Genomic DNA, 18,243 nt, shown 5'->3' with positions numbered 1-18,243 from the left:
CTGATTTATTCCGGGAAGCTGTTCTTTCAGCGGAAGCTTTTATTTCAGCTCCTGCGTGTGATACAGACGGGCGTACTGCCCGTCTTTTTTTATGAGCTCCTCGTGGGTGCCGCTCTCCTGGATCCTTCCGTCGTCGATCAGGATGATGCGGTCTGCGTCCCGCACAGTGGCCAGCCTGTGGGCGATGATGAGGGTTGTCCTGCCAGCCCTCAGCTCGTCAAAGCTCTTCTGTATATAGCTCTCCGTCACCGTGTCCAGGGCCGAGGTGGCCTCGTCCAGGATGAGGATCTTCGGGTCCTTCAGGAAAATGCGGGCGATGGCAATTCTCTGTTTCTGCCCGCCGGAGAGCATGGTCCCCCTCTCCCCGATGTAGGTGTCAAAGCCTCCTGGCATCTCCATGATATCCTCAAAGATCTCCGCCTTCTTCGCCGCCCGTACCACCTCCTCGTAGGAGGCGTCAGGCTTTCCGTAGCGGATGTTCTCGTACACCGTGTCCGCAAACATGAACACATCCTGCTGCACCATGCCGATGTTGTCCCTCAGGGATCTCTTCTTCACATCCCGGATGTCCATCCCGTCGATCCTGATGGAGCCGCCTGTCACATCGTAAAACCGTGGAATGAGCTGGCAGAGGGTGGTCTTCCCGCCGCCGGAGTGTCCCACCACGGCCACGGTCTGTCCCGGCTCGATGTGAAGATCCACGTCCGTCAGCACCTCCCCGTTTCCATTGTAGGAAAAGCTGACATGATCCATATCGATCCGCCCTTCCCTCACAGTCAGGTCCAAAGCCCCCTCCTTTTCCTTCACCGTCGGCTCTATGGCCATCAGCTCCTGGAAGCGCCGAAGCCCCGCCGTGCCGTTGGTGAAGATCTCCGCAAAGTTGGAGAGCTTCCGTACCGGGGTGATGAAGGTGCTGATGTAGAGATTAAAGGTGATCAGGTCCACATAGTTCATCCGCCCCTGCATGATCAGCCATCCGCCGAAGGTGATCACCGCCACGGGCATGATGCACATGAAAAACTCCAGGGAGGCGTTAAACCTTCCCATGGCCTTGTAGTAACCGCTCTTGGAGGATTTGAACATGTCGTTGGACTGATCGAACCGGGCCTGGTCCACCTCCTCGTTGGCAAAGGCCTTGGAGGTGCGGATGCCTGAGATGCAGGACTCTATGTCCGCGTTGATGGAGGCCATCTTCTGCTTCACCTGCAGGGAGGCGTCCGACATGCTTCTCTTACAGAGCATGACCACCACAAGGAAGACCGGAATGATCACCGCCACCACAAGGGCCAGCCGCCACTCGATGGAAAACATGACTCCCAGGGCTCCCACAATGGTGAGGACAGAGATCAGCAGGTCCTCCGGCCCGTGGTGAGCCAGCTCCGTGATCTCAAAGAGGTCTCCCGTCAGCCGGTTCATCAGCTTTCCCGTCCTGTTAGCGTCGTAAAATTCAAAGTCCAGATCCTGGAGGTGACGGAACAAATCCCTCCGGATGTCCGCCTCCACCCGGACGCCGAAGGTGTGTCCCCAGTAGGTCATGATGTAGTTGCAGCCGGACCGCAGCACATAGCTGACCGCCACAATGGCCATGACCGTGAAGAAGGTGCCGTACAGCTTATCCGGCAGCATCTCGTACATGGCGTGCCTGGACACCAGGGGAAAGGCGAGATCCACCGCCGCCACCAGGACGGCGCAGAACATATCCAGAAGGAAGATGCCTATGTGGGGCTTAAAATAGGAAAGCAGTGTTCGCAGCATCTCTACTGTCCCTCAAAAAGAGGTGTGGAAAAATACCTCTCCGCCGTGTCCGCCAGGATCGTCACCACCGTCTTTCCCTTTCCCAGCTTTCTTGCCATGCGCTTTGCCACGGCCACATTCGTCCCGCTGGAGATACCGCACATGAGTCCCTCCTTTGAGGCCAGCTCTCTGGCTGTCTCCAGGGCCTCCTCGTCTGTCACGATCTCAATGTGGCTGTATATCTTCTGGTTCAGGATGGCCGGGATGACACCGTCGCCGATGCCCATCTGGATGTGGGTGCCCACCTCTCCTCCTGAGAGGATGGCCGCGTGCTCCGGCTCCGCCGCCCAGATCTCCACGTCCGGGTTGGCCTCCTTCAGGGCCTCCCCCACGCCTGTGATAGTGCCCCCGGTTCCGATTCCGGAGCAGAACCCATCAATAGTGATACCTGCCTGCTCCAGGATCTCCCGACCCGTCTGCTCCTTCTGGGCCTGGCTGTTGGCCTCATTTTCAAACTGCTGGGGTACATACACGTCCGGATTCTCCGCCGCCATCTTCATGGCGGTCTCCAGACACTCATCAATACATTTTCCGATATTTCCTGCGTCGTGGATCAGCTTTACCTCCGCCCCGTAGTGCCTTACCAGCTTTCTCCTCTCCTCGCTCACCGAGTCGGGCATGATGATGATGGTCCTGTAGCCCTTGACCGCGCCGATGAGGGCAAGGCCAATGCCCTGGTTGCCGCTTGTGGGCTCCACGATGGTAGTCTTACCGGGCTGGATCAGCCCCTTTTTCTCCGCTGCCTCTATCATGTTAAGGGCGGTCCTCGTCTTGATGGAGCCGCCTGCGTTCATAGCCTCGAATTTCACGAGGATCTGGGCGTCCTCAGGTCCGGTCATATGGTTCAGCCGGATCAGAGGCGTGTTCCCGGTTGCCTCAAGTATATTCTCGTAAATCATTCCTTTATCTCCTCCGCACATTGTGATTAATATATCATATGACGCCGACCCCTATTTCGTCTCCGTCTTCTTCGGCCGGGCGATATTGAACGGGATATTGACTCCCAGGGGGTTCACGATCACCCCTTTGGCCTCAGGCGGCAGGAGCTCCGGGATCTTGGCGTACTCGATGACCGCCGTCCTGTACTTATTGTCCCTGTTGAACTTGCGCAGCTCGTCGGGATCGGTGAAGATGGGCAGGAACACAGACCCGTCCTTCTGCTTCATGACAAGGAGGCCCTTGTCCGGCTCCGCCGGCACGAGATACTTTCCTCTCTGCAGGTCAACCAGCAGCTCCTCCTGCATCTCTTTGAGCTCCTCTGTCATCTGCTGCTTCGGGTCCTTTCTCATCTGCTGCATAAAATAGAGGGCGGTGAGATGAAACTGGGGGTTTTCCACCCATTTCCTCCCATCGGGAAGGTTGTCCATATCCGGCCTCTTTACCAGCTCTCCCAGCTGCAGATGGATCTCATCCTCCAACCCCTTGTTCACCGCCATGGCGTTGACTCCCATGGTGAACAGGTTCGAGTAGAAGGACAAAAGATGCCTGTTCTCCAGCTTTGCGATGTTGACCGGGTCCTTCTGCGCCAGAAGGAGCTTCCCGCCCTTCTGGGCCTCCTCCTCCGTCTTGTAGAGAAGCACCTCGTCGTCAAAGGTCTCCGGATCGCAGAAGACAAAGGGCATCCTTGTGTGCATGGATATGATGACAAAAAGCTCCTTTGCGTTTCGCAGATGGGCCAGCGCCTTCTGCCTGTCCGGGCTGTTTTTTGTATTGTTCTCTTCTTTCATAGGGATATTCCTTTCTGCTGTTTCAGTACGTAATCCGCTATTTATCATACATCATTTAGAAAGGAAATTCAACCGGACGCAGGGTCTTCCGGCGGGCTCTTTTACAGGGCTTGGAGGCGGCTCCTCTAGCTGGCCGAGAAATCATACTGGCGGGGCAGCTTCGCCTCCCTGCCGGCCTCATCCCGGTGAAGAGACTGCCACAGCTTCCCGATGGAGTCCTCCCCCTCCCGGATATCCTCTAAAAGAAGGCCTCCCTTCTCCTCCAGAAGTCTTTCTGCCTCGCGGTCCTCCCCCAGCCTGTGGAGAGCGAAAATATAGATGAATTTCAGTCGGCCGTTCGCCTTCAGCTCTGCCTCCATCTCTCTGTAAAATGTCCGGATCTCCTCCGATGCGCCCATCATATGCAGCATCCGGAAGCCCTCCTTCATGTAGGGGAGCCGGTCCGCCCGCCGGGGCAGCCCTGCCGCCAGATGCATGCCCCGCAGGATCTCCTCCCGTGCTCTTATCTCCTCCCCCTCTCTCAGGCTGACGCAGGCCAGGGCGTGGTACGCCCAGGGATTTTCCTCAAGCTCCAGGGACCGCTCCAGCATAGTCCGGGCCCTCTCCCCCTGTTCGGCCTGAGCCAGCCAGACGCCGGCCTGGTAAAAGGCGTACCAGTTGTCCCGGTTACAGCCCTCAAGGGTGCTCTCCAGAAATCCGATACTGTCCCCGTCTATGAGGAATTCATCGGGCCGCTCTGTCACATCCGGCGCCTTGAGCTCCCCGGTCTCAAAGAACCGCTGCCAGCTCTGAAGCGGCCCCTCCGGCACCTGGAAGGCAAGATGCTCTGTCCACCTTCCCTGGTTTCTCATAGCGCCATAGCCGCTCCCTGCGCGAACCAGGCAGGCCGGGCTCTTGGCCATGGCCTTTGTGTCTGCCAGGAGCCGCTCCATCCGCTCCGGCTCCCCGGACTTATGTATGGCCGCTGTCAGGGCGGCGCTCCTTGCGGCGTGGGGAAGGTCCAGCACCTTCTTTTCCACACAGGCAGAGCCGTATCTCTCCAGCCACTCCCAGGCCGTGTGGGGCGCCATGGGAATACAGCCGTACTGGGTCTTTCCAAGCCCCGCCTGGATCTCGATATATCTGCCCGCCTTGTCTGTCAGGAACTCCTGCCACCTGTCCGAGCCCTCCCGGCTGCCCCAGGAGAAAAGCTTCCGGCTGCGCAGCCTTTTGGTGGACATCTGGAGAAGGCCAAAGCCCTCCCTGTCTACGTTGGCCACGTACTTGGGCGACTCCTGCGGGATGTCGAAAAAGTAGTCCACAGACCGGGGAATTTTCTTATAGTCCGTGATATCCACCCCGTTCACCACCGGGATATCCACCTTGAACACAGCGCCGTCCGCGTAGGTGAAGGCCTGCTTTGCGGGAACGATCACACGCCCGCCCTCGTACTCGGGAACCGCCATATTGCTCCACCAGTACATGGGAATGACCTGGCTGCTCTCATTGACGATCCGCATCCGGCAGTTCAGGAACCGATCCTTCTCCCCCAGCCAGAAATCCATCTGGTACGTCACTTTTCTTATCCTCTCATACTCGTACATGCGCAGCACGGGCTCCCCGCTCTCAAGAGCCGTCCGGGCCGCATACAGCGGCTCTGTGGTCAGGGGCGTGTGGCCGATAACGCCGATGTTCCACTCCACGCCTCCGCTGAACCAGGCGTTCCGCACTGCCAGGTTGCTGAACCGAAGGACATCGTTTGTGTAGAGAAGGTTGCGGCCCTTCTCCTTGTCCCACAGCTCCCACAGCCGTCCCCCGTACCCTGGAAGAAAGACCGCTCTCAGGAAGTCATTTTCCAGCACAGCGCTTTCTACGTCCCTCTCCTCAAGCTTTCGGGTGTAGCAGCTGTACTGTCTGTACGGGTAGGCGTTCTTCCGCCTGCCGTAGCCCTCATAGATCTCATCCTCCTCGCTCAGCCGGAAGACAAGGTCGTTCTGCAGGATCTTCTCCCCCAGAAGATCAGGAAGGCAGGACTCCTCTCCGAGTCCTGCCACTCTCATTTTCTTTGTCTCAAATCGCAGTTCCGGTCTCATAGAAATTTTCTCCTTTTGCCGTGTAGAATTTTAGATAGTTACATCTATAGTATCCTATCACGGCGGTCGGTGCAATCTGAATTCCTGCTCTCTTATTGTAATTTATTGTTCCTGTTACTGCGGCCCCTCCTCACCTTTCTTTGTCAGTATTTTCATGAACTCCTCGCCTGTTATGGTCTCCTTCTCATAGAGGTACTGCGCCAGCTCGTCCAGCTTCTTCTTGTTCTCGCGGATGATCCGGATGGCCTTCTCATGCTGCTGCTTCACCAGCTCTACAACCTTCTGATCTATCTCTGCCTGGGTCTGGGCAGAGCAGGCAAGGGAGGTATCCCCGCCCAGGTACTGATTTGTGCGGGTTTCCATGGCCACCATGTCAAATGTGTCGCTCATGCCGTACTGGGTGATCATGGCCCGGGCCAGCTTGGTGGCCTGCTCAATGTCGTTGGAGGCGCCTGTCGTTATGGAGTGGAACTCCACCTCCTCAGCTGCCCTTCCGCCTGTCAGAGTGGCGATCTTGTTCTCGATCTCCTCCTTGGTCATCAGGTAGTGATTGCCCTCCTCCACCTGCATGGTGTAGCCGAGAGCCCCGGACGTCCTTGGCACAATGGTGATCTTCTGCACCGGAGCCGACTGGGTCTGCATGGCAGCCACAAGGGCGTGACCGATCTCGTGGTAGGCCACGACCAGCTTCTCCTTGTCTGTCAGGATGGCGTTCTTCTTCTGGTAGCCTGCGATGACCACCTCGATGCTCTCCTCCAGATCCGCCTGGGTGGCAAACTTCCTGCCATCCCGGACCGCCCGGAGGGCCGCCTCATTGACAATGTTGGCCAGCTCTGCCCCCGAGGCGCCGGATGCCATGCGGGCAATCTTGTTGAAGTCCACATTGTCCGCCACCTTGATCTTTCTGGCGTGCACCTTTAAAATATCCTCCCTGCCCTTCAGATCCGGCAGCTCCACCGGCACTCTCCGGTCAAACCGTCCCGGCCGCAGGAGGGCGGGATCCAGGGATTCCGGACGGTTGGTGGCCGCCAGGATGATGACGCCTGTGTTCTCCTCAAATCCGTCCATCTCTGTAAGCAGCTGGTTCAGTGTCTGTTCTCTCTCGTCGTTTCCGCCCAGCTGGCCGTCCCTCTTCTTTCCGATGGCATCGATCTCATCGATGAAGACGATACAGGGCGCCTTCTCCTTTGCCTGACTGAACAGATCTCTCACCTTGGAGGCGCCCATGCCCACGAACATTTCCACGAACTCAGAGCCCGAAATGGAAAAGAAGGGCACGTTTGCCTCGCCTGCCACGGCCTTGGCCAGCATAGTCTTGCCGGTTCCCGGAGGGCCCACAAGGAGGATGCCCTTCGGCATGGAGGCTCCGATCTCTTTGTATTTGCCGGGGTCATGGAGATACTCCACGATCTCAGTCAGATTTTCCTTTGCCTCGTCCTCCCCTGCAACATCGGAGAATTTAATCCCCTCAGAGGACTTCACGTAAATCTTGGCATTGCTCTTTCCCATGCCAAACATCATGGAGTTGGGGCCTCCCCCCGCCCTCTTGGCCAGCTTCCTGGACATGTACTGTCCGATGGCGATGAAGATGATGATGGGGATCAGCCAGGAAAAGATGGCCGTCACGATGGGCGACGTCTGCTGGATCTCCTGTCCTGAAAAGGACACTCCGGCGTCATAGAGGCGCTGGGTCAGGCCTTCGTCCTGCACCATGGCAGTCCGATAAATATGCTCTTCATCTTTGTCTGTAAAAAGGATCGTATTCTCCTGCTCCTGTATCTCCGCTTTCCCTACTTTCCCTTCATTCGTCATATCGATAAACGTTCCGTAGTCCACGTCCTTGATCTCCCTCTCAGTGATAAAGGGCACGGCCAGGAAATTGAAAAGCAGGAGGGCGATGATCACGATCATATAGTAGTAGATCAGCGGTTTCTTCGGTGTCTTTACTTCTTTCATTATGCTTCCTCCTGTTCCTGTGTCTTTTGTTCCTCACAGCTCATCTGGGCATCGATGGCCGACAGGGCCGCCCGCATGGCGTGCCTCATGGCCTGAACGGCGAAATCCATACTGAACTCCGCGTACAGAGTGCTGGCCTCAGCCCTCCTCTCCGCACGGTCTTCTATATCGGACATATCGTCCGCCATCTCGTTCTTTAAAATATCGTCCGCTTTTTTCATATATTCGAGCTGGATGTCAGCCAGCCGCCTGGCAGAGCGGGAGCGGCACCCCTTCATGCCCTGCTTCAGGATGTACTCATTTTCCATACACTCCTGATCCATACGGCGGCACTCTTCTCTGATAGCCTCGTGTTCCATCTGCTGACACGTCACCAGATGAGCCTGGAATTTCTCATACTGCTTCTCCATCTCACAGAGCTTCGCCGAAAAAATCCCCTGCTGTACACTCATTTCTGTCAGCCTCCTTTCCGTATTTTACTTTACCAGAGCTGAAACCCTTTTTCCATTTTCAATCTTTTCCAGCTGACTAGACAGATCCCGGGATTTGTAAAGCTGGACAAGAACAGCTCCCCCATGCTATCATGGACGGGAAACAGCCCCTCACGGCAGCACGGGCCCGTGCAGGCTCACATACATAGGTTCACGACAGGAGGCAGGATTTTGGCTGAGAACGTAAAAGAAAAAATCGCGGAGACCTTTCTGGCCATGACCGCCAGAAAGAATTTTGACAAGATCACAATCAAAGACCTGGTACAGGAGTGCGGCATCTCCCGCCAGGCCTTCTACTATCATTTCCAGGATATACTGGAGGTTATTGAATGGATCATGCAAAGAAGCGCGGACGAACTCCTGCGGCGCAGCCTGCAGGCAGAAGACCCCAAGGCCGCCCTCCGCCTCTTCATTGATTTTTCCATGGAAAACAGAAGCTTCATCCACCACCTGCTCCGATCCCGGCAGCGGGAGCAGATGGAACATATCATCCACAAGAACTTCCACAGCTACCTGGAAAGCCTCTACAGACACACGGCACTGGACGCATCCTTAAGCTACCGGGATCTGACCATGGCCCTGGACTTTTTCACCTACGGGATCTCCGGCGTACTGATTGAGAGCTGCCGCAGCGGCCAGGCTGACCCGGAGGCGCTGACAGACCAGCTGTACAGACTGCTGACAGGGCAGATGGTACAGCTGCCCTCCTCTTAATCCGGTATACTCTCCTCCACGCACAGCGCCCCATACCCTACCTGGTTGTTGGGGTAAGCAGCAAAGCCCGGAAGCTGCCGGGCTCCTCTTCTCAAATAGGCCTTTATCTTTTCCCCGTAGAGATAAGGGTCGTTTTCTTTTATGATCCCCCACTCCATGAGGAGGGCTGCCCCGCCCGTCACAAAGGGGGTGGCAAAGGAGGTGCCGGTGACTGCCGTCACTGTGCCTCCCGGCGCCCGCGTCATAATCCCCACGCCGGGAGCCGCCAGATCCGGCTTGGTCCGGTAGCCCTCCCCCTCGCCCCCGCGCCCGGAAAAATCCGCATAGGTAAAGGTGAGGGCATCGTAGGCCCCCACCGTAATCACCCGGGAAGCGGTGGAGGGAATGGTGAAGGTGGCCTCCTCCGAGGGCAGGAGAAAGCCTGTGCCCGGGTTCAGGACAGCCTCTGACGGAAGCCACATCTGATACCGTCCGTCCACGATCCTTCCCGTCTCCAGCCGGATGGTCCACACCCCGGAGGCGATGTAGGTCTCCACCGGCAGAAGATCGATGAAGATCTCCTGCACCAGGCTGTAGGGGCTGGGCTCCCCATAGTAGACGAGGATCTCCGTGGGGCCGATCCGCATCCTCTGGGTGCCCCTTATCTCCTGGATGGGATCGCTGCGGACCCCGGAGGGGGTGATAAGTAGGATGCGCACCTGATCCGCGTAGGTCTTCCAGATCTGGATGCTCATGGCCGTCTGCCTGGGCTGCACCCCCAGCTCAATATCCTTTGTCTCATAGCTTGCAAGCCTCCCCGTGGTGTGGCCGGCTGCGTTCCCCTCATTGCCCGCCCCCACGCAGATGGAGGTACGGCCCAGGTTGGCCACATCGTCTATGTACCGCTCCAGAAGGGAGGAGCCGTCGTGGGCCCCGTACGTATTTCCAAAGCTGATGTTTATGGCCAGGGGCATCCGGTACTCCAGCGATTTTCTCACCGCATAGTCAATGCCCGCCATCAGCTCTGTGGTTCTGGGAAATCCCTCTGCCCGTGGCACGCCCAGCTTCACGATGAGAAGGCTGCTCCGGAAGGCCACTCCCCTGTACCTGCTCTCTCCTCCCCCGTTTCCCGCCGCGATAGCTGCCACGGAGGTGCCATGTCCTGAGGTGTCCACGCTGGGGACAATGCTCCTTTGCTCCGCCTCCCCGGGAGCCGCGATGGCCTCATCGATCTGTTCTCTTGTGTACTCCGTCCCCAGGGCATATCCAGGCGGCGGTCCCTCTCCCCGATCCGATCTGGGAACCGCGGACTGATCCCACAGCGCAAGGATCCTGGTACGGCCCTCCTCATCCCGGAAATCCGGCAGCATATAGTCAATCCCCGAGTCTATGACCGCCACCAGGACTCCCTGTCCGAAAAGGGAAAGGCGCCCGCCCTGCACTGTATCGATGCAGGACACGCGCCTCCCGTCAGCGGTCTGAAAAAACAGCCGCTTTGGCTTTTCAATATACTCCACCTCCGGCAGCGCCGCCAGGGCGGACAGCCGGGACTCCTTCACAGTGACGATGGCATACTCGTTCAGGAGCTCTGTCATCCGGACCGACAGGGCCTTTATATCATCCAGACTCCCGGAGTATTTCACGATCACGTCCCACTCCCTCTCGATGGGATCGTACCCCACATCCAGCTCCAGCGACTTTTCTCTCTCCTCCTGGGTAACATCCAGCGCAAGGTTCAAAAGATCCTCGATCTTCTGTCCCGCCATCTTCCCTCACTCCTTTGACAAGTTATTTTGCATGATATTCTACATGACCACGATCCCGCTGTCCGTGTAGGGAGCCAGGGAGAGGGGAATGAAAAAGCCCTTTTCATGCCGGCAGACCGGGCATACCTCGGGCGCTTTTGTTCCCCTGTGGATATGGCCGCAGTTCAGGCACATCCAGGCTCCCTCCTTCGCCAGCTCAAAGTAGGTGTTTGTCTCCATCAGCTCCCGTATTTTCCCGAACCGCTTGGCGTGGGTCTTCTCCACCTCGGCGATCTGGTAAAAAGCGGATGCCGCCTCCAGAAATCCCTCCTCCTTGGCCTGGTCGCCAAAGGCCTGGTACACGTCCTTATATTCCTCCGTCTCGTTGTGCTCCGCCGCCCGCAGAAGGTCTGTCAGGGAGTCGTAGGTATCCACCGGGAAGCCGCCGCAGATCTCTATCGTCTCCCCCTCGGCCTCCTTCAAGAGCTCATAGTAGCGCTGGGCGTGGGCTCTCTCCTGGTCCGCGGTGAAGAGAAAGATCTGCCCCACCGAGTACATGTGGTGCTCCATGGCCATCTCCGCCGCGATGGTATACCGGTTTCTGGCCTGGCTCTCCCCGGCAAACGCCTTCATCAGATTTTCCTTTGTCCTGCTCTTACAAAAATCAACTGCCATGATACATACTCCTTTACCTTTTTACATAGAGTATGTACCATGGCAGTGATTTTATACCTTGTATTCCACGTTTTCCCGGCTGTCACTTTGCCTATCTACTGGAAACCGATCAGCCTTCTGGCCACCATGTAGGCCAGAGAAGAGATCTTTCTTCCGGATCTTCCCGGCAGGTTCATGGTCTGTCCAAGGATGCCGTAGCGAATCTTCACATAGGTTCTGGCGTCCTTCTTCCGCAGGTACAGCCACAGATCCTTTTTCTTGTCCAGGTTCTCCTTCTCCTTGGAGCGGATGCACAGAATGGAAGAGACGGTCATCATGATGGCGAGATAGTTGATCATGTATTTTTTCAGCTTCTTGTTGGTGATCTCCCTCATCTGATACATGTCGATCATCTTCTTTGTGACAAAGATCTGCTGATCCAGTCTCTTGATCATAACCTTCTCGTTGACCGACTGATCCTCACGCCCGATATAGTAGCGGTAGAAATCCTCATCCATATAGTAGAGCTTCCGCACATGGGGCAGCGGATAATATACATAGATGTTATCCACATAAAAGGTGTGCTTGGGCAGCCTCAGCTGACACAGAAGCAGCAGCTCTGTCCGGTAGATCACCGAGTGCATAAGGATGTACTGATCCAGATGAAAATGCCCTATATCCGACCAGTGGAATATCTCGTCCTGGGGCAGTACGTTCCGGTAGTGGATACATTTTTTATTCTCCACTCCGACCTTCTCATACACATAGTTGGCGATGAGCATATCCACCTCCTCGCCCTCGTCCTCGAAGTTCCTGAGGACCTGAAGGATTCTGTGAAGGGATTCCTCATTCACCCAGTCGTCGCTGTCCACAACCTTAAAATATTTTCCTGTTGCGTTGGAAAGCCCGCAGTTTACTGCGTCTCCGTGTCCGCCGTTCTCCTTGTCGATCACTTTTACGATATCCGGATATTTCTCCGCATACTCATGTCCTATCTTTGATGTGTCATCGCTGGATCCGTCATTTACAATGATGATCTCCACGTCCTCCCCGCCCGGAAGGATGCTCTCGATCGCATGCGCCATATAATCCTGGGAATTATAGCACGGGATCGCAAACGAAATGTACTTCATATTTTTCTTCCTCCTGACTTTTATAGTATATAGTATTCCTCCGGTTTTTCCAACTTAAACTTTGCAAAATCTTCATCACACAATTGTAAAAAGGAGGGTTTTCCGGTATAGTTATGTGTAGAAGGCCGACGGGCCCCTTGCCCCTGCCTGGCAGGGCCCTGGCCGCTGAACAAAAGCTTGGAGGAGAGAACATGAAAAAAAATATCATTGTGGGACAGTCCGGAGGTCCCACGGCAGTCATCAACGGAAGTCTCTACGGTGTTGTGTCTGAGGGTATCAAAATGACAGACCACATCGACACGGTATACGGAATGATCAACGGAATAGAGGGATTTCTCCAGGGCCACTACATGGATCTGGGAGCCCTGGACACAACCAACGAGCTGGAGCTTGTGCGCACCACGCCGGGCGCTTACCTGGGCTCCTGCCGCTACAAGCTGCCGGAGGACCTGCACGACCCAGTGTACCCGGAGCTGTTCCGATGCTTTGAGGAGCTGAATATCGGCTACTTCTTTTATATAGGAGGAAACGACTCCATGGACACGGTGAGCAAGCTGTCCCGGTACGCCGGATTTATGAACAGTACCATCCGCTTCATCGGCGTTCCCAAGACCATTGACAACGACCTGGTGGAGACAGACCACACACCGGGATATGGAAGCGCCGCCAAGTACGTGGCCACCACCGTGCGGGAGATCGCCATCGACGCCTCCGTGTACGACAACAAGCAGTCTGTCACCATCGTGGAGATCATGGGCCGCCACGCCGGATGGCTCACAGCCGCCAGCATGCTGGCCAGGAAGTTTGAGGGGGACAACCCGGTGCTCATCTACCTGCCGGAGGTGGCCTTTGACCAGGATGCCTTCATCGAGAAGGTGCGCACCTCCCTGGAGACCACACCCAACCTGGTAGTCTGCATCTCCGAGGGCATCAACGACGGAAAGGGCACCTTTATCTGTGAGTACGCCAGCGAGGTGGGCACAGACACCTTCGGCCACAAGATGCTCACCGGCTCCGGAAAATATCTGGAGAACCTGGTAAAGGAGCGGCTGGGCGTCAAGGTTCGCTCCGTAGAGCTGAATGTCTGCCAGAGATGCTCCTGCTCACACCTGTCCCGGGTGGATCTGGACGAGGCTGTCAACGCGGGTGTCTACGCCGTACAGGCAGCCCTTGCAGGGGAGAGCGGGAAAATGATTACTTTCATAAGAAACAAAAGTGTACCCTATGAGCTCTCCTACAGCACCGCGGACGTCAACATCATCTGCAACAAGGAGAAATGCGTACCTCTGGAGTGGATCACAAACGATGGCTCCGACATCAGCGACGCCTTCATCGACTATGTCCGCCCCCTGACCCAGGGACACGTGGAGCTTCCCACAAAGAACGGCATCCCTCTTTTCGCCTACCGCAAGGCATAGAAAGGGACACGTACCGGACAGAGGGCAGCTCCGGATCCATAAGAAGCTATAGAAAAAGCAGGGCAGCGCAGCCCCATAGGCTACGCTGTCCTGCTTTTGTTCTGCTCTTGTCTCCGGTCCGAGACAGCCTTTGTCTCCATCAGCCTCTCGATGGTGCGCCGGATATCCTCCTTTGTCGTCTCAGGATGGATGGTGCACATGCGAAGAACCTTCCTCCCCCGCAGCTCTGTCGTAAATATCTGGGCAAAGCCGCTGTCGGTTATCTCCGCGGATATCTCCTGGTTCACGGCGTCCAGCTCCGCCTCAGACAGAGAGCCGTCCGCCCTGTAGCGGAAGTTCACGATCCCCAGCCAGGGGCCGGACAGGAGCTCCCATTCCGGCTCTTTTCTGATGATCCCCGCCGCCAGCTCTGCCAGCTCACAGCCGTGTTCCACCACACGTCCCAGCTCCTCTGTCCCCATAGTCTGGAGCGTAAGCCACAGCTTCAGTCCCCTGGCCGGCCTTGTCAGCTCCGGCCCCAGATCCCAGAATTCCACGCCTCCCTCCGAGGTCTCCGCGTCCTTTAAATACTCCGGATGAGCGGCAAAGCTGCGGACCAGATCATCCCTTCTTCTCACCAGAACCGCGCTGCACCCGTAGGTCTGCAGCATCCACTTGTGGGCATCCCAGCTTAAGCTGTCCGACAGCTGGATCCCGTCCAGCTCTTTTTTGTATGTTTCAGACAGGAGGGCTGACGCCCCGAAGGCCCCGTCCACATGCATCCACATATCATATTTCCGGCAGATACCCCCGATCGGCCTCAGAGGATCCACGCTCCCCGTATTCGTTGTCCCCGCAGAGGCGATGACCGCAAAGGGGATTTTCCCGTCCGCAAGATCCTTCCTGACCGAGGACTGCAGCGCGGCCATATCCATGCGGAAGCTCTCGTCCACGGGGAGGATCCGGATCTGCTCCCTGCAAAACCCGATCATGTGAAGCCCCTTGGACACAGAGGCATGGGTCTGCCCGGACAGGTAGACTACAGCCCTCCCCCGGTCCTCCCATGCCAGCTTTGCGTCTCTTGCCGCTGTCAGGGCAGTCAGATTGGCAATAGAGCCGCCGGACACGAAGAGTCCTCCGCTCCCCTCCGGATACCCGGCTTTTTCACACATCCATCGGATCAGCTTCTTCTCCACCAGATCTGCTACTGGTCCGTTGACCCGGCAGCTGGCGTGGGGATTGTAGGCGCTGGTCATCACATCCCCCATCCAGGAGAGGAGGGACATGGTGGACGGAACGCAGGAAAAGCTGCGTGGGTGCTGCCCCAGGAGTGTGCTGGAATAAATATCCTGCTCCATCTCCCGGAAAACCTCCTCCACAGAGCGCCCTCCGGCCGGGATAGCCTGCTTTTCTATGCGCGAAAGGCTGTCCTCGGCAGCTGGGCGGCAGACAGCCTCATTTTCTATGTGCTCATAAAAATCCACGGTTCTGGAAACAAACGCTCTCAACAGCTCTCCAATCTCCCGATTTTGTTCTCTCGTGTCTATACGCATATTTCTTGTACCTCCTTGACCGCTTCTGATTATCATGCTAACATGAATAAAAACCACTGTAAAATTCATAGTTTTTATAGAAACATTCAATAATTTTGAACATTCTTGTCAGAAAGCAGAAAGGCATTGTCATGGAAATACGCAATCTCATAACCTTCGTCCGCATTGCGGAGCTCCGGAATTTTTCAAAGACCGCGCAGGAGCTGGGCTACTCCCAGTCCGCTGTCACCATGCAGATCAAGCAGCTGGAGGCAGAGCTGCAGGCACAGCTCTTCGAGCGGATCGGAAAAAGAGCCAAGCTGACGCAGGCCGGCGAGCGGCTTCTCCCCCTGGCTCTTAATATACTGGACTCTGCCAGGAAAGCGGAGGACATCGCCAGGGAGCCGGAGCAGATCTCCGGAAAGCTGCGCATCGGCACCTGCGAGTCCTACGTGATCAGCGTTCTTCCCCCTGTTTTCATGGAGCTGGGAGAGCGCTGTCCCGGCGTGGAGATCAGCACCCACACTGCTCCCGTGCCTGATCTGGTCAACATGCTGCGCCAGAACGATATTGACATTTTATTCTTCCTGGACAAAAAGCTCTTCTTCCCGGAGTGGGTCAAGGTGCTGGAGCGGCCGGAGAAAATCTATTTCGTGGCCTCCTCCAGCTCCCCTCTGGCGGGTATGAAGCAAATTCCGGTCAGCCGTCTGATCCAGGAGCCTCTGTATCTGACCGAGAGGGGGATCAGCTACCGGTATGCCATGGAGCAGGCACTGGCCGCCCAGGGCTATGAGCTCCATCCCCGGCTGGAGGTGGGAAACACAGATGTGATCACCCGCTTTCTCCTGCAAAATAAAGGCATTTCTTTCCTCCCGGAATACGTGGTAAAGGAAGACGTACAGGCCGGCCGCCTCGCAGTGCTGGACACGGAATGTCCGGAGATCGTCATGTGGAGTCAGCTCATCTGTCACCGGAACAAGTACGTGACTCCCCAGATGAGGCTGTTCCTGGAGCTGATGAAAAAGCAGGCAGAGTGAAACCTCTGCCTGCCTTTTTATTATAAATAGATACTATGATGCCTACGGATTGTTCCGTGCTGCGCACTCTCACAATCCTACCCTGGCATCATACGTACTCCAGGATCCCCCGGATATCTCTCACCACAGCGTCCGTCCCTGCGGCCCTGTACTTTTCCTCTCCCTCTTTCAGGAGCTTTTCCTTCTCCTCCTCGGGGAGAGACTCATATTCCTCCCTGGACAGTCCCAGAAGGGAGCTCCCCTCCAGGATGCCGATGGTGAAGACACCGGCGTTCTTTCCCTCTTTGATGTCAGAGATGGTGTCTCCCGCCTTGATCACCCTGTCCACAGCGCTCACCTTCAGCTCCTCCATGTTCCTGAATATCATGTAGGGATAGGGACGGCCCATGCCGCCGGTGGAGTCGGGGCTGAACCAGCAGTCCGGCTCGTATCCCAGCTCCTTTGCCCTGGGAACCACAATGCCCATCATCACATCTGTGTAGCCTGTGGTGGACCCGATCCTGATCCCCTTGTCCCTCAAGGCCTGCACTGTCTCCAGCACATAGGGCTTGGGATCCGAGTACTGATCCAGTATCTTAAGAAGAGAGGGCTCGTAGCTCTCGTACATTTTGTCCGCATCCGCGTCCTGTGGCTCTCTTCCGTACAGCTCCTTCCAGGCCGCCTTGATCCTGGGCATCTCCAGCATAGTCCGGATGTGGGCCCACTTCAGCATGCCCATGGGCTCACGCACCTCCTCCATAGTGGGCTCCACGCCTGCATTTTTAAATACCTCTGTAAAGACCTTGACCGGGGCAAAGCACCCGTAATCCACAGTCGTGCCCGCCCAGTCAAAGATCACTGCCTCTATCTTGCTCATTTGCGTTCTCCTTCGCTTCCTCTGTTTTTTATTATTAGCTTGCTTTCTTTTTCTTCATCCGGGCAAAGAATTCCTCAAAGATGTCACACAGCTTCAGGATGTCCTCCTCGTAGATCTCCCCGATATTGCCGATACGGAAGGTGTCCGCGTCTGTCACCTTTCCGGGGTAGATAGCATAGCCTCGCTCCTTGATGAACTGGTACATCTCCTGGAAGGAAAAATTGTGGTGCTCCGGGTAGAAGAAGGTGGTGATGATGGGGCCCTGGTGCTCCTCCCCAATGTAGGCCTGTATGCCCATATCCTTCATCTTGCGGATCAGCAGGCGGTTATTGTCATAGTACCTCTTTGACCTGGCAGGGATGCCTCCCTCCTCCTTCAGCTCCTCGATCGCCTTCGCAAAGGCCAGCACGGTGTGCGTGGGGGAGGTAAATCTCCATTTTCCGTCCTTCTCCATTGTCTTCCACTGGTCATAGAGGTCAAGGGACAGGCTTCTGGCCTTTCCCGCGCTCTCCATCAGCTTCTGCCTGTTGCAGATGATAAAGGAAAATCCGGGCACTCCCTGAATACACTTGTTGGCACTGCTGATGATAAAGTCGATGCCCAGCTTTCCGACCTCAATGTCCACACCCCCGAAGCTGGACATGGCGTCCACAATCATGGTCTTTCCCGCTGCCTTCACCACCTCTGCCACAGAGGCAATGTCGTTGAGAATGCCGGAGGTTGTCTCTGAGTGCACCATAGCCACATGAGTAATAGAGGGATCATTCTTCAGCATCTCCTCCACTTTTCCGGCGGAGGGGATTTTGTCGTACTCCTCCTCGTAGAGGGCGTAGCTGATCCGGGCGTGCTTTGCGATATCCACCATTCTCTCCCCGTAGGCCCCGTTGGCCACGATCAGTAGCTTCTCATCGTCCCCCACCACGCTTGTGATAACGGACTCCACGCCAAAGCTGCCGCTGCCCTGCATCAGCACGACCGTATAGTCCTTCTCCGTCACATGAGCCAGTTCAAGGAGCTCCCTGCGGATTTTTTGTGTAATCTGCTTGTAGTCGTCATCCCATGTGCAGTGGTCTGCCAGCATCTCTCTTTTTACAGTGTCTGTTGTTGTAAGTGGGCCCGGTGTGAGCAGTTTGTAGTTTACCATTTTTTATTACCT

General features: G+C 56.2%; 15 protein-coding genes. 3 read left to right on the top strand and 12 right to left on the bottom strand.

Translation table 11 applies throughout. The annotated features are described in order from the left end of the window. Window positions 1-39: 39 nt before the first annotated feature. The 6 genes from FGQ86_RS06235 to FGQ86_RS06210 form a co-directional block, all read right to left on the bottom strand. Entirely contained in the window at window positions 40-1,755 is a 1,716-nt protein-coding gene (locus FGQ86_RS06235) for an ABC transporter ATP-binding protein (protein WP_033124292.1), read from the bottom strand. A gap of 2 nt (window positions 1,756-1,757) precedes the next feature. After that, window positions 1,758-2,693 carry a cysteine synthase A gene (gene cysK, locus FGQ86_RS06230; RefSeq protein ID WP_033124293.1) on the bottom strand — a complete coding sequence of 312 codons (936 nt, stop codon included), beginning with the start codon at window positions 2,691-2,693 and terminating at the stop codon, window positions 1,758-1,760. Window positions 2,694-2,744: 51 nt separating this feature from the next. After that, a complete protein-coding gene (locus FGQ86_RS06225; RefSeq protein WP_033124294.1) occupies window positions 2,745-3,521 on the bottom strand; it encodes an SseB family protein in 777 nt (258 codons plus the stop codon). Window positions 3,522-3,646: 125 nt separating this feature from the next. After that, the gene (locus tag FGQ86_RS06220) at window positions 3,647-5,593 is read right to left on the bottom strand and encodes a DUF5107 domain-containing protein (protein ID WP_138303230.1); all 1,947 of its coding nucleotides are present in this window, start codon (window positions 5,591-5,593) and stop codon (window positions 3,647-3,649) included. A gap of 114 nt (window positions 5,594-5,707) precedes the next feature. Continuing rightward, the gene (gene ftsH, locus FGQ86_RS06215; protein WP_033124296.1) at window positions 5,708-7,549 is read right to left on the bottom strand and encodes an ATP-dependent zinc metalloprotease FtsH; all 1,842 of its coding nucleotides are present in this window, start codon (window positions 7,547-7,549) and stop codon (window positions 5,708-5,710) included. After that, window positions 7,549-8,001 (bottom strand): hypothetical protein, encoded by a 453-nt coding sequence (locus tag FGQ86_RS06210; protein WP_138303229.1) that lies wholly within the window; start codon window positions 7,999-8,001, stop codon window positions 7,549-7,551. Before FGQ86_RS06210 ends, ftsH begins: the two co-directional genes overlap by 1 nt. Window positions 8,002-8,211: 210 nt before the next feature. Here FGQ86_RS06210 and FGQ86_RS06205 point away from each other — a divergent pair, with 210 nt between their 5' ends. Then, window positions 8,212-8,754, top strand: coding sequence for a TetR/AcrR family transcriptional regulator C-terminal domain-containing protein (locus tag FGQ86_RS06205; protein ID WP_171031519.1), 543 nt, complete (start codon window positions 8,212-8,214; stop codon window positions 8,752-8,754). On the opposite strand, the gene FGQ86_RS06200 is transcribed toward FGQ86_RS06205, so the two are convergent. From FGQ86_RS06200 to FGQ86_RS06190, 3 genes are all read right to left on the bottom strand, one after another. Then, on the bottom strand, window positions 8,751-10,499 hold the full coding sequence (locus FGQ86_RS06200) for a S8 family peptidase (protein ID WP_033124299.1): 1,749 nt from the start codon (window positions 10,497-10,499) through the stop codon (window positions 8,751-8,753). The two genes, FGQ86_RS06205 and FGQ86_RS06200, sit on opposite strands and share 4 nt — an antisense overlap. A gap of 39 nt (window positions 10,500-10,538) precedes the next feature. Next, window positions 10,539-11,153 carry a rubrerythrin family protein gene (locus FGQ86_RS06195; RefSeq protein WP_033124300.1) on the bottom strand — a complete coding sequence of 205 codons (615 nt, stop codon included), beginning with the start codon at window positions 11,151-11,153 and terminating at the stop codon, window positions 10,539-10,541. 95 nt (window positions 11,154-11,248) lie between these two features. Then, a complete protein-coding gene (locus FGQ86_RS06190) occupies window positions 11,249-12,265 on the bottom strand; it encodes a glycosyltransferase family 2 protein (protein ID WP_138303227.1) in 1,017 nt (338 codons plus the stop codon). A gap of 191 nt (window positions 12,266-12,456) precedes the next feature. Here FGQ86_RS06190 and FGQ86_RS06185 point away from each other — a divergent pair, with 191 nt between their 5' ends. After that, window positions 12,457-13,683, top strand: coding sequence for a 6-phosphofructokinase (locus FGQ86_RS06185; protein ID WP_138303226.1), 1,227 nt, complete (start codon window positions 12,457-12,459; stop codon window positions 13,681-13,683). An 80-nt stretch (window positions 13,684-13,763) separates the two neighbouring features. Here the strand turns inward: FGQ86_RS06185 and FGQ86_RS06180 are convergent, their stop codons facing one another. After that, window positions 13,764-15,215 carry an aminotransferase class V-fold PLP-dependent enzyme gene (locus FGQ86_RS06180; protein WP_207670733.1) on the bottom strand — a complete coding sequence of 484 codons (1,452 nt, stop codon included), beginning with the start codon at window positions 15,213-15,215 and terminating at the stop codon, window positions 13,764-13,766. Window positions 15,216-15,346: 131 nt separating this feature from the next. Here FGQ86_RS06180 and FGQ86_RS06175 point away from each other — a divergent pair, with 131 nt between their 5' ends. Continuing rightward, entirely contained in the window at window positions 15,347-16,231 is an 885-nt protein-coding gene (locus tag FGQ86_RS06175; protein ID WP_033124358.1) for a LysR family transcriptional regulator, read from the top strand. A gap of 88 nt (window positions 16,232-16,319) precedes the next feature. Here the strand turns inward: FGQ86_RS06175 and phnX are convergent, their stop codons facing one another. Together phnX and FGQ86_RS06165 are read right to left on the bottom strand one after the other, a co-directional pair. Then, window positions 16,320-17,087 carry a phosphonoacetaldehyde hydrolase gene (phnX, locus tag FGQ86_RS06170; RefSeq protein ID WP_138303225.1) on the bottom strand — a complete coding sequence of 256 codons (768 nt, stop codon included), beginning with the start codon at window positions 17,085-17,087 and terminating at the stop codon, window positions 16,320-16,322. 34 nt (window positions 17,088-17,121) lie between these two features. Continuing rightward, window positions 17,122-18,231, bottom strand: a complete 1,110-nt coding sequence (locus tag FGQ86_RS06165) for a 2-aminoethylphosphonate--pyruvate transaminase (protein WP_033124305.1) — start codon at window positions 18,229-18,231, stop codon at window positions 17,122-17,124. Window positions 18,232-18,243 lie beyond the last annotated feature (12 nt).

Origin of the sequence: Clostridium sp. BSD2780061688st1 H5 (assembly GCF_005845155.1) — a bacterium.
GTDB classification, from domain to species: Bacteria; Bacillota; Clostridia; order Lachnospirales; family Lachnospiraceae; genus Claveliimonas; species Claveliimonas intestinigallinarum.
This window is presented reverse-complemented; position numbering and strand designations above follow the sequence as displayed.